The following is a 16,836-nucleotide window of genomic DNA, read 5'->3' on the forward strand; positions in this document are numbered from 1 at the left end:
CCGTCGAGTCTAGGTGGGCGGGGAGGGGGTGAACAGGATGATTGATGCGGGTGATGGGGCGATCAAACAGGGGGGACGCAGGTCGAATGACCTGCGCCTCCCCTGCGCTTATCCGATTGTCATGAGGCTCGCGTTACCGCCCGCTGCTGCGGTATTCACGCTCAGCGCACGCTCAATCACCAGGCGCTCCAACGCAATGTTGGTTTCGCCTTTGGACAGACCGTGAACGCCGATGATAGCGCCGCTGCGTTGAGCGACCTGTTCGCAGATGGCGCGCAGCTGATCGGAATCACCGTGGTGCAATACCGCGTCGATGGCAACCTCGTCCTTGCTCCAGTCGGCGATCAGCTTGATGCGCGACTGAACGTCCTTCGGCAGGCGGTTACGCAGTGACTTGCCCGGCTCACCGTCCGGCACGATCGCTGTACTGCCTACCGCCATCACGGCGGCCAGTTGCGCCAACAGATCCGTCTCGTCCTCGGCCAGGCACAACACGTGTTCACGCGGCAGGATGCTGTAGCTGTTGCGCTCCCCGGTTGGGCCCATGAGCGTGCGGGTCACCCCGCTTTGGGATTGCTCGGCGAACTGGCTGCACAGCGCTTCCAAGTCGTTGAGTTGCTGGCTGCTTGCCCAGGCTTTGAGCGCATTCAGCGGCTTGAGCATCGCCTCTTGCATCCGGGTGTCCGGCGCCTGTTGCGCATCGCGGGTGGCAAAGGATTTCTGCACGGCATCGGCGGGACGCGTCGACAGCAAACGGTACAGGTACAGCGGGCCACCGGCTTTCGGACCAGTGCCCGACAAGCCTTCGCCACCGAATGGCTGCACACCCACCACGGCGCCAACGATGTTGCGGTTGACGTACATGTTGCCGGCGTTGACGTTGTCGATCACCTTGGCGATGGTCTCGTCGATGCGTGTGTGCACGCCCAGCGTCAGGCCATAACCGGAGGCATTGATCTGGTTGATCAGTTGATCCAGCTCTCGGCGCTTGTAGCGCACGACGTGCAGCACCGGGCCGAATATTTCCCGTTGCAGTTCGTCGAAGCTGTCCAGCTCGATCAGGGTCGGCATCACGTAGGTGCCGCGCTTGATCTCGTCGCTGTCTGCGATGGCGACCTGATACACAGTGCGGCCTTTGTCGCGCATGGCCTGAATGTGTTTCTCGATACCGGCCTTGGCTTCTTGATCGATCACCGGGCCGATGTCTACCGACAGGCGCTCCGGGTTACCGAGGCGACTTTCGGCCATTGCACCTTTAAGCATCTCGATGACGCGGTCTGCAGAGTCTTCCTGCAAGCACAGCACGCGTAGCGCGGAGCAGCGTTGACCGGCGCTGTCGAACGCCGAGGACACCACGTCGATGACCACTTGTTCTGTGAGCGCCGAGGAGTCGACGATCATCGCGTTCTGGCCACCGGTTTCAGCGATAAGCGGAATCGGCCGGCCCTGGGCGTCGAGACGGCCGGCGACGTTGCGTTGCAGCAAGCGAGCGACTTCGGTAGAGCCGGTGAACATGACGCCCTTGACGCGATCATCGCCCACCAGCCGCGCGCCGACGGTTTCACCGCGGCCTGGCAGCAGTTGCACCACGCCTTCGGGAATACCCGCTTCGAGCAGAATGCGGACGGCCTGCGCGGCGATCAGCGGTGTCTGTTCGGCGGGTTTGGCGAGCACCGGGTTGCCGGCCGCCAGGGCTGCAGCCACCTGACCGCTGAAAATCGCCAGCGGGAAGTTCCACGGGCTGATGCACACCACAGGGCCCAGCGGGCGGTGAGCGTCGTTGCTGAAATCGTTGCGTGCCTGCACCGCGTAGTAGCGCAGGAAATCCACAGCCTCGCGCACTTCGGCGATGGCGTTGGCGAACGTCTTGCCGGCTTCGCGAGCCAGCAAGCCCATCAACGGTTGTATTTCGGCTTCCATCAGGTCCGCGGCGCGCTCAAGGATTGCGGCACGCTCGGCCGGCGGCGTCGCCTGCCAGATCGGTCCAGCGCTGAGGGCGCTGAGCAGGGCGTTATCGACGTCTTCCAGGCTGGCTTCCTGTACGTGGCCAACGACGTCACGCAGATCGGACGGGTTCAGGACCGGCGCTTCAGTGCCAGCGCTGACCGGGCTGCCCAGCATCGGGCCAGCCTTCCAGTCGTTGTGCGCCGAGGCGAGCAGGGCCGAAGACAGCGATGCCAGACGATGTTCGTTGGCCAGATCGATGCCGGCGGAGTTGGCGCGCTCGCTGCCGTACAGGTCGCGCGGCAATGGAATGCGCGGATGCGGCAGGCCGAAACCGCCTTCCTGGGTCGCCATGCGCTCGATGCTGGACACTGGATCGGCGACCAGTTCCTGTATCGAAATCGATTGATCGGCAATACGGTTGACGAAGGAGGTATTGGCGCCGTTTTCCAGCAGTCGACGCACCAGATACGCCAGCAGCGTTTCATGGGTGCCGACCGGGGCGTACACGCGGCACGGTCGATTCAGCTTGCCGTCGGCGACTTTGCCTACGACCTGTTCATACAAGGGCTCGCCCATGCCGTGCAGGCACTGGAATTCGTACTGACCTGGGTAATAGTTCTGACCGGCGATGTGGTAAATGGCCGACAAGGTGTGGGCGTTATGGGTCGCGAACTGCGGGTAGATGACTTCCGGCACCGACAGCAGTTTGCGGGCGCAAGCGACGTAGGAGACGTCGGTGTACACCTTGCGCGTGTAGACCGGATAGCCTTCCAGGCCCTCGACCTGAGCGCGCTTGATTTCGCTGTCCCAATACGCGCCCTTGACCAGACGGATCATCAGGCGATGGCGACTGCGGCGGGCCAGGTCGATCACGTAGTCGATCACGTACGGGCAGCGCTTCTGATACGCCTGAATGACAAAACCGATGCCGTTCCAGCCGGTCAGTTGCGGCTCGAAGCACAGGCGTTCAAGCAAATCCAGGGACAGCTCCAGGCGGTCGGCTTCTTCTGCGTCGATGTTCAGGCCGATGTCGTATTGCTTGGCCAGTAAGGTCAGCGACAGCAAACGCGGGTACAACTCGTCCATCACGCGCTCGTATTGCGCCCGGCTGTAACGCGGGTGCAGGGCGGACAACTTGATGGAAATGCCCGGGCCTTCGTAGATGCCACGGCCGTGGGAAGCTTTGCCAATCGAGTGGATGGCCTGCTCGTAGGACGCCAGGTATTTCTGCGCGTCATGCTCAGTCAATGCCGCTTCACCGAGCATGTCGTAGGAATAACGGAAACCTTTCGCCTCGAACTTGCTGGCGTTGGCCAGTGCTTCGGCGATGGTTTCACCGGTGACGAACTGCTCGCCCATCAGGCGCATGGCCATGTCCACGCCTTTGCGGATCATCGGCTCGCCGGACTTGCCGATGATGCGGCTCAGCGAGGAGGTCAGGCCGGCCTCGTTGTGAGTGCTGACCAGCTTGCCGGTCAGCAGCAGGCCCCAGGTGGCCGCGTTGACGAACAGCGACGGGCTGTTGCCCAGATGCGGGTGCCAGTTGCCAGTGCTGATCTTGTCGCGGATCAAGGCGTCGCGGGTGCCTTTATCGGGGATGCGCAGCAGGGCTTCGGCCAGGCACATCAGCGCCACGCCTTCCTGGGATGACAGCGAGAATTCCTGGAGCAGGCCCTGGACGATACCGGCGCGGCCTCCGGCGCTCTTCTGATTACGCAGTTTCTCGGCAATCGACGCCGCGAGCTTATGGGTTGCATCGGCCATCGGGGCTGGCAGGCGCGCCTGCTCGATGAGCATGGGCACCACTTCAGGCTCGGGACGGCGGTAGGCGGAGGTGATCGCGGCGCGCAAGACCGACTGGGGAAGGATGCTTTCGGCGAATTCAAGGAACGCCTGATGGCCATTGTCGGCGGGCAGGTCACCCTGGTCATCGGCGTCTTTGCCACCCTGACCACTGAGTTCATTCAGGGTCGCACCGCCTTCAAGCTTCTCCAGATAATTGAAGATCGCCTGCTTGATCAGCCAGTGGGGCGTCCGGTCAATGGACTGCGCAGCTGTTTTCAAACGCTCGCGGGTGGGATCGTCGAGTTTGACGCCGAGGGTGGTGGTGGCCATTTTTTATCCTCATGACAGCCACGGTCATGTGGCTAAGCTGCGGCAAGATTAGCTGCGGGATCGAAAGGGTGCAACCGGGTGCAACCGCTTTTTTCGAAGTGTTTCCAAAGTGCACTGTGTTGAGTCGTAGTGGATTCTTTTTGCTCGGTTCGAGTGCCTGCCCGGCCGAGCCTCTAACTCGTGGCTACCCTGCAAATACGGGGCGTATGGCACTTTGATCTAAATTGTAAAAAAGCCTCGGAATGACTCTTTTCAGGTTGCACCTGCGCCGGAGTGTCCTCTAGGATGCGCCGCTTTGGTGCATTCAAGCGGTGTGCAGCGGCAAGTCTTTTGCCAGCCCGCGACACACGCGAGCGTTTGACCGCGAACCTGATACCTCAGGAGACCTTCGCTCTGCTCGCGCCTATAAAAACAACGCCGGAACCTAACCGATGAGTGTCAGCAACCCTACCTTGATCACCTTCGTGATCTACATCGCCGCGATGGTCCTCATAGGACTCATGGCCTACCGTTCCACCAATAATCTCTCGGACTACATCCTCGGCGGGCGCAGCCTCGGCAGTGTGGTCACGGCGCTTTCGGCCGGTGCATCGGACATGAGCGGCTGGCTGCTCATGGGCTTGCCGGGCGCGATCTACATGTCAGGTCTATCGGAAAGCTGGATCGCCATCGGGCTGATCATCGGCGCCTACCTGAACTGGCTGTTCGTTGCCGGCCGCCTGCGGGTTCAAACCGAGCACAACGGCGATGCGCTTACCCTCCCTGACTACTTCTCCAGCCGCTTTGAAGACCACAGCGGCTTGCTGCGGGTGATTTCGGCCATCGTGATTCTGGTGTTCTTTACGATCTACTGCGCATCCGGCATCGTCGCCGGCGCGCGCCTGTTCGAGAGCACCTTCGGCATGTCCTACGAAACCGCCTTGTGGGCAGGCGCTGCGGCGACGATTGCCTACACCTTCATCGGCGGCTTCCTGGCCGTCAGCTGGACAGACACGGTGCAAGCCACCCTGATGATCTTCGCGCTGATCCTCACGCCAATCATCGTGCTATTGGCGACGGGCGGCATCGACACCACGTTCATGGCGATCGAAGCGCAGGACCCAAGCAACTTCGACATGCTCAAGAACACCACCTTCATCGGCGTGGTTTCGCTGATGGGTTGGGGCCTGGGCTACTTTGGTCAGCCGCACATCCTGGCGCGCTTCATGGCCGCGGACTCGGTCAGGTCAATCGCCAAGGCGCGCCGCATTTCAATGACCTGGATGATTCTCTGTCTGGGCGGCACTGTCGCCGTGGGCTTCTTCGGCATCGCCTACTTTTCGGCGCACCCGGAGGTGGCGGGCCCAGTGACTGAAAACCATGAGCGCGTCTTCATCGAACTGGCCAAGATCCTGTTCAATCCATGGATCGCCGGCGTGCTGCTGTCGGCCATTCTTGCTGCGGTCATGAGCACGCTGAGCTGTCAGTTGCTGGTGTGTTCAAGTGCGCTGACCGAAGACTTCTACAAAGCCTTTCTGCGCAAAAGCGCGTCCCAGACAGAGTTGGTGTGGGTCGGCCGGGCCATGGTGCTGTTAGTGGCGCTGATTGCGATCGCCCTGGCCGCGAATCCTGAAAACCGCGTGCTGGGTCTGGTCAGCTATGCGTGGGCCGGATTTGGCGCTGCGTTCGGGCCCGTGGTGCTGATTTCGGTGATCTGGAAAGGCATGACCCGCAACGGCGCATTGGCAGGGATTCTGGTGGGTGCGATTACAGTCGTGGTGTGGAAGCATTTCGAACTGCTGGGCCTGTACGAAATCATCCCCGGCTTCATCTTTGCCAGTCTCGCCATCGTGGTCTTCAGCGCTATGGGCAAAGGCCCGACGCCGGGCATGCTGACGCGCTTCGCAGCGGCAGAAAAAGAGTACAGGGCGGCATAAGGGCTGCCTGCTCAAGAGCCCGGGCGAGGTAAGCGCTCGGGCCCTTGCGACCGCGTCCGCCTTAGTTGTGGTCGGCGTCCAGGTTGAAGAACATGGTCTTGCCGCCTTCGCTGGTATAGCCAGTGTGGTCCTGGGTGTAGACCCCGGCCTTGAAGTAAAGCTGCTGTTTGCTCCAGTTGGCGCTGATCCGGTCGTTCCAGCCCATGCCATGGGCGGTCACACTGAGCAGCCCGGCCTTATTCAGGTGGATGACGTAGTTAAACGTCTCATTCAGGCTGACGTTTTCCGCAACAGTGATCACACGCGCTTTTTTATCGCTAGGGCGATAGCGGACCTTGGCGACGATGTTGCCCATGTGCGTCGCTTCCAGGTACTGATATTCGAGCTTCAGGAGCGGCTGAGTGCTGTCGTAAACGTGGATCTGCCCGATGACGACCCTGCCAGAGGATGGCACCTGCAGGACTTTAAGCTTTGCGTTGAGGTAATTGTCGGCGTCCTGGTAGTACCAGTTGTGCAGCGTGCCGTTGGACCAGGTCTCACGTAATTCGCTGCGCGGATAGATCGCATTGGCGGTCTTGGTGCCGGTGACCGGTGCCCAGAACGTGACGTTCGATGAGCCGGACTTGAAATACTTGCTGTCGTAACCTTTAAGCAGTTGCTGCGTTTCGATCGTGGCGGGGGGCGAGCCCACTGGAATGCTCAGATTCCACGTTCCCAAATCAATCATGTCTAGTCGTCCGGTATGTCTCATTGCCAGCAAAGTCGCGGGCGCAAGGGGTTAAGGGGCGCTTTTTATACGGTTCACCGCTGCGTTTGTTAATGCGATTCCGTCGAACGGTTGACGTCAAAGTGCCGCTACTTTTGCTCCAGCGCAGGGTGGGGCTGACGTCAAGGGGGGTTACCGTTAGTCGGTTGGATGGCACTTTTTGGAGGGCGCTACTTATGCCTGCCTTCTCTTTTCCCCAATCGAAGCTAGAGTAATGGCCAATCAGTCCATCGGCGGGGCCGTCCCCCGGGCAGTAAAGTGAATGATGAGTAGCAGCATGGAATGCGTGCAGTCCCCGCCATTAAGTGGCAAATCCGTTTTGTTGGTTGTTGATGATTACCCCGAAAACCTGGTGACCATGTGCGCTGTCCTGCAGCGACAGGACCGGGAAATCATCACCGCCGCCTCGGGCATGGAAGCGTTGAGTATTTTGCTGGACCGAGATGTCGATCTGGTGCTGCTTGATGTGCAGATGCCGGACATGGATGGCTTTGAAGTCGCCCGCCTTATGCGTGGCAGTCTGCGAACGCGATTGACGCCGATCATATTCCTCACCGCCAACGAACAATCTCGCGACTCTGTCCACAGGGGCTATGCCAGCGGCGCAGTCGATTACCTGTTCAAGCCCTTCGACCCGAATATTCTCAGGCCCAAGGTTCAGGCGCTGCTGGAGCAACAGCACAATCGGCGTGCTCTGCAAAAGCTGAGCCGCGAACTGGAGTCGGCGCGGGCATTCAACGCCTCGGTGCTGGCAAATGTGGCCGAAGGCATTCTTGTCGTCACCGAAGATGGGGTCATCAGCTTCGCCAATCCGGCGATCTGCCGCTTGCTGGGCATGACCGATGGCGAGCTGCGTGGCACCGGGTTGTGCGCCTACCTGCACGAACCCAGTGTCGGCGAATGGGCCGATTCCGGTTTTTATCACCACTATCGCCGTGCCGACACCTACCGCGTCCACGACGCCGTGCTGCGAACGCCCGAGGGCCGACAGGTGCCGGTCGCGTTGTCTTGCGCGCCGCTGCCTGCCGAACAGCGCGCCATGGTGCTCAGCGTGCTCGACATGTCGGTGGTGCGTGACCTCTATCGTCAGTTGGAACATCAGGCCGTGACTGACTCCCTCACCGGTCTGCTCAACCGCCGCGGCTTCTATCAGACGGTCGAAGGCATGCTGCTGCGCAACGAACACGCGGGCAAGTATCTGGTGGTGTTGTACCTGGACCTCGACGGCTTCAAGGATGTGAATGACTCCCTGGGCCACGACGCCGGCGATCAGGTGTTGCAGTGGGTCGGTGCGCAACTGAAAGACTGCCTGCGCCCTTACGATGTGCTCGCGCGCATGGGTGGCGATGAGTTCGTAGTGGTCATCGACGGGCTGGACTTCCCCGAACACGCCGCGAAGGTCGCCGAAAAGCTGATCGAGAGGGTGTCTGCCCGCCGCATGATTGACGGGGTCGAAGCCACGTTGGGGGCGAGTATCGGCATCGCGGTCTACCCGGACTGCGGCACCAATCTGGATGGCCTGCTGCGCGCGGCAGACATCGCGATGTACGAAGCCAAGCGCGCAGGGCGTCAGCAGTACCGTTTCTTCGATCAGTACATGAATGGCCGCGCACGCTCCCGTCTGATGCTCGAAGAGAGCGTGCGCACGGCGATCGATGGCAAAGACTTTTCCATGGTCTACCAGCCACAGGTCAACGTGGTCACCGGCAAGACACGGGGCTTCGAGGCGCTGCTGCGGTGGCATCATCCGGACGCGGGCGATGTGCCGTCAGGGGTGTTTATTCCGCTGCTGGAAGAAACGCGCCTGATCAACAAACTCGGCAGCTGGATTTTCGAACAGGGTGCGGCCCAGCGCCAGCGCTGGAGCGACGTATTCCCGGACGATCTGGTGATGAGCGTCAGCGTGAGTCCTGCGCAATTCAGCCTGCCGAATCTGGCGGCCGAGCTGCAGCGCGCCATGCAGCTGCATGGCCTGAAACCCCGGCAACTGGAAGTCGAGATCACCGAGCCTTCGCTGGTTCACAACCTGGTGCACAGCCGCAAGCAGCTGCAGGATTTGCATAACATTGGCGTGCGCGTGTCGCTGGACGATTTCGGTGCAGGCGACAGCTCCCTTGCCCACCTGCGCAATCTTGATCTGGACACCCTGAAACTTGATCGCCACTTCATTGGCGGCATGCTGGGATCGTCCCGGGATCTTGCTGTCGCGCGCAGCATTATTGACCTGTGTCGCATGCTCGATATCGAGGTGATTGCCGAGGGCGTCGAGACCTACGAGCAATATGAGTGGCTGGTCGACAACGGCTGTCAGATCATTCAGGGCTTCCTGATTGCCCATCCGATGCCGCCATTGGAGGCCGAGCGTTTTGTCGAGCCGGTCGATCTGCCGGTCGCGTTACAGCTGCTCGGGCAGGACTGACGCGGTAGACTCGCGTTTTTCCCGCGACCCGATCCGACCATGACTGCCACCACGCCCATGCCGCTCAAATACCTGCAGGCCTACCCCGAGGGTCTACAGGATCATGTTCGGCAGCTCATCTCGCAGGACCGGCTGACGGATTATCTGCAGCAGCGCTATCCGGATCGCCACGAAATCCAGAGCGACAAAGCGCTGTACGCCTACGCGCTGGCGCTCAAACAGGAATACCTGCGCAACGCGCCGAACATCGACAAAGTGCTGTTCGACAACCGCCTGGACCTGACCCATCGCGCACTGGGCCTGCACACTACGGTGTCGCGGGTGCAGGGCGGCAAGCTCAAATCCAAGAAGGAAATCCGCGTGGCGGCGTTGTTCAAGGACGCCGCGCCGCAGTTTCTGAAGATGATCGTGGTCCACGAACTGGCGCATTTCAAAGAGTCAGACCACAACAAGGCGTTCTATCAGTTGTGCGAGCACATGCAGCCCGGCTATCACCAGCTGGAATTCGACCTGCGCATCTACCTGACCTGGCGGGACATGCAGACAGCCGGGCGCTGATCAGGCGTTAACGCATTTCAAGGAAGTTTCGATGGAAGTCAGCAAGACCAAGAGCAGTTTCTATCGCCGCCTGTATGTGGCGTATCTGATCGACAGTGGCGTCGCCAGCAGCGTACCGGCCCTGACTGATGTCACCGGCATGCCCCGTCGCACCGCTCAGGACACCATCGCGGCGCTGGCCGATCTGGATATTGTCTGTGAGTTCGAACAGCTCGATGGCGCGCGCAATCATGCCGGCGGTTACCGGATCCGTGACTGGGGCGCGATTGACCGCCGCTGGATCGACGGCAATCTGCAAACCATCAAGACGGTGCTGGGGTATCCGTGACGTCGTGTCAGGGGCGTTGATTCAAGAGCTTCCCGGCTAAAGCCGGTCCTGCGAGGGACATCGGCGTCCCTGAGATGGAGTCAGTCCAGGTCGCGACGCATGCTGATGTGCGGAATACCGTCCTCGACATACACCTCGCCCACCGGATTGAAGCCGTAACGGCTGTAATAACCCTGCAAGTGCGCCTGGGCCGAGAGAAATATCGGCTGGTCCGGCCACTGGAGTTCTGCGTGTTTCAGCGCCTGGACCATCAATTCATGGCCCATGCCCTTGTTGCGCATGGAGGGTGCAGTCACCACCCGGCCAATGGTCACGTCACCGTTCTGCTGAATCGGGTCCAGCAGGCGCAGGTAGGCAACCAGCTGGTCATTTTGCCAGGCCATGAGATGGCAGGTATCGCCCAGCAAATCCTGGCCATCGACGTCCAGATACCAGCATTTCTGCTCCACCACGAACACCTGCGCCCTCAGTTGCAGAATGGCGTACAACTGCTCTTTTCCAAGGTCGGTATGGTGTTTGCAAATCCAGTTGATAGACATGACGCCGGCCTGCGAGAAGAAGTGGATGCCGGATACTAAACGCATATCGGCGCAAGCCCAAATTCGCGGCGAGCAGGGCTCGGCACTGATTCAATCAACGGCGCGTCATTTTGTTGAACTGCAGCACAACATCGCAGTGTTATGAGTTGTGCAATGCGCAAAATGCGTCTTCACTGAAGGCCAGTTGCCACAAGGAAGCTGAGCATGTCGCGTTTGCTGTGCGCCGCAGGGCTGTTGGGAATGATGCTGATAGCCCAAGGCGCGGTCGCGCAGACATTGCGTCTCGCCGGCGATGCGTGGGCACCTTATTCCGACGTGTCATTGCTGCACGACGGGCTTTCCACTGACGTGATTCGCACGGCCCTGGGCCGCGCCGGTTATGACACCGAATACGAGCAGGTCCCCTGGGCGCGGGCGATTCACGGGCTGAGCGAAGGGCGGTATGACATCGTCATCAACGCCTGGTACAGCGAAGACCGCACGCGCATTGGGGTTTTCTCTGCGCCATACCTGATTAACCGCCTGCGTTTCCTGAAACGCAAAGAAGCCGCCATCGACTTTCAGAGCCTGTCGCAGCTGCACGGCTATTCCATTGCCGTCGTGCGCGGCTACGCCTATTCGCCCGAATTCGACGCCGATGCCGAGCTGAAGAAGGTGCCGGTTGCGAATTTCTCGACCGCTGCCAGGATGCTCGCGGCGGGCAGGGTCGACTTGACGGTGGAAGACGAGTACGCGGCGCGCTTCGCCCTCAATCGCGAGCCGGCTGACGTACAGGCCAGCGTTGAATTTCTGCCCAAGTCACTGAGCGAAAACAGTCTGCACATGCTGGTCAGCGTCAAGCGGGCGGATCATCAGCAGATCGTTCTGGATTTCGACAAGGCCATCGCTGACATGAAAGCCGACGGTACCTACGACAAGCTCATCAAACTACACGGTCTGTGATCTGGGGCTCCTTGACCGGCTCTTTGATCAAGTGCGCTGCCAGCGTGCGCAACGGGCCCAGTTGACGGCAGATCAGCGCCAGTTGGGTTTGCACCAACCGTTGGCCTTCATCGATTTCTTCCGGCATCTGTTCCAGGCTGGTTGCCAGCGCTTCCTCGGTATCGCTTTGCACGGCCACCGGTTCACGCATCGCCAGGCTCCGGGCGATTTCGTCGATGCTCGCGGCAAGGCTGGCACCGGCGCCTTCGATCAGTTGCTCTCGCACTTCGGGCGGCAGCGGGGTCTCCCGGTGCGCGCCCAGGCCCGACAGGTAACTGAGCAGCGTGTGTGACAGCACCAGAAAACGGAAGCCCACGTCGGCCTCTTTGCGGAAATGTCCGGGCTCCATGAGCATGTTGGCCAGTGTGGTGGACAGCGCAGCGTCAGCGTTGTGGGCGTTGCGGCGGGCCAGTCGATAGGCCAGATCGTCGCTCTTGCCGTTCGCGTATTGCTGCATGATCTGGCGCAGGTAAATGCTGTTGCACGACAGCGTGTTGGCCAGGACCTTGTTCAGCCGGCGACCTTGCCAGTCCGGCAGGAACAGGAACACCGCCAGGCCGGCGATCAGGCTGCCCAGCAGCGTGTCCAGCAGGCGCGGCAGGAACACGCCGTAACCGTCTCCGACCTGATTGAAGCAGAACAGAATCATCACCGTGATCGCCGCCGTCGACAGCGTGTAGCGCGTGGTGCGGTTGACGAAGAACACCACGCCGGCCAGCACCGCGCACATCGATTGCAGGACGGGCGTGGTGATCAGGTCAAACAGAATCCAGCCCGCCGTCAGGCCAATGGCCGTGCCGATGATGCGCTGCCCGAGTTTGCGCCGGGTGGCTCCGTAGCTTGGCTGGCAGACGAACACCGTGGTGAGGATGATCCAGTACCCCTGGGACGGGTGGATTAGATGAACCATGATGTAGCCGATGACCAGCGCCAACGGCAGGCGCAGGGCGTGACGGAACAACAGCGAGGTCGGCGTCAGTTGCAGACGCAGGCGCGTCCAGACGTCTTTGAGGTTGCGCGGCGAGCGGTCGAGCAGGCTGCTGTCGGTGGCGTCGGCCAGGGCGTCGGGGTTGCTCGCATCGCTGAGCAGCCGGTCGAGGGTGCCGAGGTTATTGGCCAGTGCCCGCAGCGAACGCAGCAGCCCGCGCCACGCCGGGTTGCTCTGGATGCGCAGGTGCTCGAGGGACGCACGCAGATCGTTCAGCGCGTGGGCGAAGCTGTCGTCATAGATGAACGGCTGGCGCAGCTGGATCGACGCCGACAGGTCACGGCAGGCGCGACCTTGCTGGCGCAGCAGGCGCTGGCAGCGAAACAGCACATCGCTGTGGAAGAACGCCTCGGCCAGGGAGTTGTAGGGATAGTGCGATGAACTGGCGCGCTCGTGGATGTCCTGAGCCAGGAAGTACAGTTTCAGGTAACGACTGACCTTCGAGCCGGGACGACCGCTGCCGACGCGGTTGAGGATGATTTCCTTGGTGACGTTGAGCGCGCCGACGACCTTGCCGTTCTGCTTGGCAAGCTCCAGGCGCTTGGCTTCGATGTCCAGAGTGCGGATCGGCTCGAACAGCTCTGATTTGAGCTTCAGGTACAGGCCCAGCTCGCGAAACAGTCGGGCCAGCGCCTGCTGCACCGGCTGGTTGGAAAACAGCATCTGCCACAGCACCGACAGCAGGCCGTACCACGCCGCGCCGGCGACCAGCAGCATGGGTTCGTGCCAGAAATCGGTGACTTCACCGCCGCGCTGATCGACCCCAATCATGGTATAGACCGACAGAATCAGCGTTGCGTAGGCAATGGCGCCATAGCGCTCGCCCAGGGCGCCGAGCATCGTCAGGCAGAACGCCGCAAAGGCAAACGCGCAGATGAACACCACGGGGTAGGGGAAGAGCAACTCCACGGACAACGCCGCGATGCTGAAACACACCAGCGTCACGGCCAGCGCATTGAGGCGGCCTTGCCAGCTGTCATCGGTTTCCGACAGGGCACTGGCGATAATCCCGAGGAACAGCGGGATCAACTGGGACATCTCGTTCTGGTACCAGCACAGCGCCATGCTGCCGGTCAGCGCGATGAAAACCCGCACGCTGTAGGAAAACTTGTCCAGCGCCCAAAGACGGCGGAATGTGTTGCGCAACGATGTCGATGCCATGAACGCTGACGGCCTTGTTCGCGATTGATTTTGCTGAGGGATATGTACAGCGCCGGATGCGCCCTGTACATCCGGTTAGCAAAATTTATTCCGGGGCGGATGCCAATACCTCAAGACGCACCTTGACCTCAAGGGTGCCTCTCTCATTTGCGACACGCCATTGTAGGAGCAATCGGAGGTAACGACGGTCGCGAAGGCGCAAGGTCAGGCACTGAATGTGTATTGCCTGACCCGGCCTCTTCGCGACCGTCGTAAACTCCGATTGCTCCTACAGAGATCGCGTGCGTCTGTGACGTTGTGGGCTTGCTCGCAACGACTGCTCAGACGAACTGCGCCGCCGCATATGCCGATGCCCAGGCCCACTGGAAGTTGAAGCCGCCTAGATGCCCGCTGACATCCAGCACCTCACCGACAAAATACAGCCCCGGTGATTTCAGGGATTCCATGGTCTTCGACGACACCTCGCGGGTGTCGATGCCGCCCAGTGTCACTTCCGCGGTGCGATACCCTTCGGTGCCCGCCGGTACCACTTGCCAGCTCGCCAGTCTGGTGGCGATGTCGGCCAGTTCAGCGTGGGTGTACTGCTTCATTGGCTTGGACACAAACCATTGCTCGGCAATCAGGTTGGCCATTTTCTTGGTGAAAATCTCGCCGAGCAGCGTCTTCAGCTCGCTGTTCGGGCGTTCAGACTGTTGCTCGGTCAGCCAGTTGTGGGCGTCGTGGTCGGGCATCAGGTTGATTTCGACCGTGTCGCCCGGCTGCCAGAATGACGAAATCTGCAGAATGGCCGGCCCGCTCAAACCGCGGTGGGTGAACAGGATGTTCTCGCGAAAGCTGACGTCGTTGCAGCTCACCAGGCAATCGACCGACGTGCCGGTCAGCTCGGTGCACAGCTCTTTCAATTGATCGGTGATGGTGAACGGCACCAGGCCCGCCCGGGTGGGCAAAAGGGTGTGGCCGAACTGCTTGCCGACCTGATAACCGAATCCGGTAGCGCCCAGCGTCGGAATCGACAGCCCGCCTGTGGCGATCACCAGCGACTCGCAGCGCAGTTCACCCAGGGTGGTTTTCAGCAGGTAACCAGTTTCGGTTTTCTCGATGCTCTGCACCGAGGTGTCCATGTGCAGGCTCACGCCGGCGGCGTCGCATTCGGCAAGCAGCAGGTCGAGGATGTCGCTGGACTTGTTGTCGCAGAACAGTTGGCCGAGCTTCTTCTCGTGGTATGGCACGCCGTGCTTGCCCACCAGCTCGATGAAATCCCACTGGGTGTAGCGGGCCAGCGCTGACTTGCAGAAGTGCGGGTTCTGCGAGAGGAAGTTGGCAGGCTCGGTGTACATGTTGGTGAAGTTGCAGCGACCGCCCCCCGACATGAGGATTTTCTTGCCCGGCTTGTTGGCGTGATCGATCAGCATGACCTTGCGCCCGCGCTGGGCCGCCGTGAATGCACACATCAAACCTGCGGCGCCGGCGCCGATGATCACAACGTCAGTAACGGGCAAAGCGGTGTCCTCGGAATATCGGGAAGAAGATCGTGCCAACGCTCTGCGTTGGTATGTATACCGTGACGCTCGGCGTCACCCTAGGGCACAGAGCGCCTGGCCCGGCGTTACTACGCAGAGCGTGGGAACGATCAGCTCACTCTTACAGGGGTTGCGCGGCCTTGTAGGAGTGAGCTTGCTCGCGATCAGGGGGCGACGCGCTACTGGGTGGATTAAAGAATCCGCACGCGCAACGACTTGCCCTTGATCTTGCCGTTGTTCAAACGCTCCAGCGCCTGTTTGGCCATGCTGCGTTCAACGGCGACGTAGGCTTGGAAATCAAAGATCGCGATCTTGCCGACCTGAGTGCCGGGAATGCCTGCTTCGCCCGTCAGCGCGCCCAGAATGTCGCCAGGGCGCAGCTTGTCTTTGCGGCCGGAACCGATGCACAGCGTCGTCATCGGTGGCAGCAGCTTGCCGCCTTCCTTGCGCTCGAGCTGGTCGTATTGCTGCCAGTTGAGCGGCGCTTTCTGCAGTTCTTCAACGGCGCGGGCGCGCTGGCTTTCGCCGGGAGCAACGAGGCTGACGGCGATGCCGGTCTCACCCGCACGACCGGTACGGCCGACACGGTGAATGTGGATTTCCGAATCCCGCGCCAGCTCGACGTTGAGCACCATGTCCAGACCATCGATGTCCAGACCGCGCGCAGCGACGTCAGTGGCCACCAGCACCGAGGTGCTGCGGTTGGCGAACATCGCCAGGACCTGATCGCGGTCGCGCTGCTCCAGATCGCCATGCAGGCCGACGGCAGACATGCCCTTGGCGGTCAGGTGATCGACCACTTCCTGGACCTGCTGCTTGGTGAAACAGAACGCCACGCAGGACTGCGGACGGAAATGATCGAGCACGCGGACCACCGCTTCGAGGCGTTGCTCGGGGGCGATTTCGTAGAAGATCTGCTCGATCTGGCTGTCGGCGTGGAGCGCTTCAACCTTGACGGTCTGCGGGTCACGCATGAATTTCGAGGCCAGCTGCTTGATGCCGACCGGATAGGTAGCGGAAAACAACAGGGTTTGGCGACGCTTGGGCGTCTGCTCGATGATGTCGGCGATGGCGTCGTAGAAACCCATGTCGAGCATGCGGTCGGCTTCGTCCAGCACCAGCGTGTTCAGGCCGTCCAGCACCAGCGAACCCTTGCGCAGATGCTGCTGAATGCGCCCTGGCGTGCCGACGATGATGTGTGCCCCGTGCTCCAGCGAGCCGATTTGCGGGCCGAAAGACACGCCGCCGCAGAGGGTCAGCACCTTGATGTTGTCTTCGGAACGCGCCAGACGACGGATTTCCTTGGCCACCTGATCGGCCAGCTCACGGGTGGGGCAGAGCACCAGCGCCTGGCAGCCGAAGTAACGCGGATTGATCGGATTGAGCAGGCCGATGCCGAATGCAGCGGTCTTGCCAGAGCCCGTCTTGGCCTGGGCGATCAGGTCCATCCCTTTGACGATCACCGGCAGGCTCTGCGCCTGAATCGGCGTCATCTCGGCATAACCAAGGGACTCCAGGTTAGCCAGCATGGCGGCGGAAAGGGGCAGTGAGTTAAAAGCGGTGTTAGTCACGGGACGGGCCTGCAAAACAAAATGTCG

11 protein-coding genes are annotated in these 16,836 nt (G+C 61.0%); 5 read left to right on the forward strand and 6 right to left on the reverse strand.

Features of this window, described 5'->3' with window-relative positions; translation table 11 throughout:
• Positions 1-108: 108 nt before the first annotated feature.
• Positions 109-4,062: a trifunctional transcriptional regulator/proline dehydrogenase/L-glutamate gamma-semialdehyde dehydrogenase gene (gene putA / locus FX982_RS09675; RefSeq protein ID WP_172610475.1), complete on the reverse strand. Its 3,954-nt coding sequence runs from the start codon at positions 4,060-4,062 to the stop codon at positions 109-111.
• 431 nt (positions 4,063-4,493) lie between these two features.
• Between putA and putP the strand changes: the two genes are divergently transcribed.
• Entirely contained in the window at positions 4,494-5,978 is a 1,485-nt protein-coding gene (gene putP, locus FX982_RS09680) for a sodium/proline symporter PutP (RefSeq protein ID WP_172610476.1), read from the forward strand.
• A gap of 61 nt (positions 5,979-6,039) precedes the next feature.
• On the opposite strand, the gene FX982_RS09685 is transcribed toward putP, so the two are convergent.
• Positions 6,040-6,705 (reverse strand): polysaccharide lyase family 7 protein, encoded by a 666-nt coding sequence (locus tag FX982_RS09685; RefSeq protein ID WP_172610477.1) that lies wholly within the window; start codon positions 6,703-6,705, stop codon positions 6,040-6,042.
• A 301-nt stretch (positions 6,706-7,006) separates the two neighbouring features.
• On the opposite strand from FX982_RS09685, the gene FX982_RS09690 reads away from it, so the two are divergent.
• Genes FX982_RS09690 through FX982_RS09700 form a run of 3 tightly spaced genes read left to right on the forward strand, consistent with a single transcriptional unit; the run spans position 7,007 to position 10,049 of the window.
• Positions 7,007-9,163 carry a putative bifunctional diguanylate cyclase/phosphodiesterase gene (locus FX982_RS09690; protein ID WP_438826310.1) on the forward strand — a complete coding sequence of 719 codons (2,157 nt, stop codon included), beginning with the start codon at positions 7,007-7,009 and terminating at the stop codon, positions 9,161-9,163.
• Positions 9,164-9,202: 39 nt separating this feature from the next.
• Positions 9,203-9,721 carry a YgjP-like metallopeptidase domain-containing protein gene (locus tag FX982_RS09695; protein WP_172610479.1) on the forward strand — a complete coding sequence of 173 codons (519 nt, stop codon included), beginning with the start codon at positions 9,203-9,205 and terminating at the stop codon, positions 9,719-9,721.
• Positions 9,722-9,752: 31 nt separating this feature from the next.
• Entirely contained in the window at positions 9,753-10,049 is a 297-nt protein-coding gene (locus tag FX982_RS09700) for a winged helix-turn-helix domain-containing protein (RefSeq protein WP_122533882.1), read from the forward strand.
• 80 nt (positions 10,050-10,129) lie between these two features.
• On the opposite strand, the gene FX982_RS09705 is transcribed toward FX982_RS09700, so the two are convergent.
• On the reverse strand, positions 10,130-10,588 hold the full coding sequence (locus FX982_RS09705; RefSeq protein ID WP_065986732.1) for a GNAT family N-acetyltransferase: 459 nt from the start codon (positions 10,586-10,588) through the stop codon (positions 10,130-10,132).
• 204 nt (positions 10,589-10,792) lie between these two features.
• Here FX982_RS09705 and FX982_RS09710 point away from each other — a divergent pair, with 204 nt between their 5' ends.
• Positions 10,793-11,530, forward strand: coding sequence for a substrate-binding periplasmic protein (locus FX982_RS09710; RefSeq protein ID WP_172610480.1), 738 nt, complete (start codon positions 10,793-10,795; stop codon positions 11,528-11,530).
• On the opposite strand, the gene yccS is transcribed toward FX982_RS09710, so the two are convergent.
• The 3 genes from yccS to dbpA form a co-directional block, all read right to left on the reverse strand.
• A complete protein-coding gene (gene yccS / locus FX982_RS09715) occupies positions 11,511-13,718 on the reverse strand; it encodes a YccS family putative transporter (protein WP_172610481.1) in 2,208 nt (735 codons plus the stop codon). The genes FX982_RS09710 and yccS overlap by 20 nt on opposite strands.
• 320 nt (positions 13,719-14,038) lie before the next feature.
• Entirely contained in the window at positions 14,039-15,217 is a 1,179-nt protein-coding gene (locus FX982_RS09720) for an NAD(P)/FAD-dependent oxidoreductase (RefSeq protein WP_172610482.1), read from the reverse strand.
• A 212-nt stretch (positions 15,218-15,429) separates the two neighbouring features.
• Positions 15,430-16,809 (reverse strand): ATP-dependent RNA helicase DbpA, encoded by a 1,380-nt coding sequence (gene dbpA, locus FX982_RS09725; RefSeq protein WP_172610483.1) that lies wholly within the window; start codon positions 16,807-16,809, stop codon positions 15,430-15,432.
• Positions 16,810-16,836 lie beyond the last annotated feature (27 nt).

Origin of the sequence: Pseudomonas graminis (genome assembly GCF_013201545.1) — a bacterium.
Taxonomy (GTDB): domain Bacteria; phylum Pseudomonadota; class Gammaproteobacteria; order Pseudomonadales; family Pseudomonadaceae; genus Aquipseudomonas.

Coding starts and splice junctions, on each gene's coding strand:
- putA (WP_172610475.1), bottom strand. CDS start 4,062: ATGGCCACCACCACCCTCGGCGTCAAACTCGACGATCCCACCCGCGAG.
- putP (WP_172610476.1), top strand. CDS start 4,494: ATGAGTGTCAGCAACCCTACCTTGATCACCTTCGTGATCTACATCGCC.
- FX982_RS09685 (WP_172610477.1), bottom strand. CDS start 6,705: ATGATTGATTTGGGAACGTGGAATCTGAGCATTCCAGTGGGCTCGCCC.
- FX982_RS09690 (WP_438826310.1), top strand. CDS start 7,007: ATGATGAGTAGCAGCATGGAATGCGTGCAGTCCCCGCCATTAAGTGGC.
- FX982_RS09695 (WP_172610479.1), top strand. CDS start 9,203: ATGACTGCCACCACGCCCATGCCGCTCAAATACCTGCAGGCCTACCCC.
- FX982_RS09700 (WP_122533882.1), top strand. CDS start 9,753: ATGGAAGTCAGCAAGACCAAGAGCAGTTTCTATCGCCGCCTGTATGTG.
- FX982_RS09705 (WP_065986732.1), bottom strand. CDS start 10,588: ATGTCTATCAACTGGATTTGCAAACACCATACCGACCTTGGAAAAGAG.
- FX982_RS09710 (WP_172610480.1), top strand. CDS start 10,793: ATGTCGCGTTTGCTGTGCGCCGCAGGGCTGTTGGGAATGATGCTGATA.
- yccS (WP_172610481.1), bottom strand. CDS start 13,718: ATGGCATCGACATCGTTGCGCAACACATTCCGCCGTCTTTGGGCGCTG.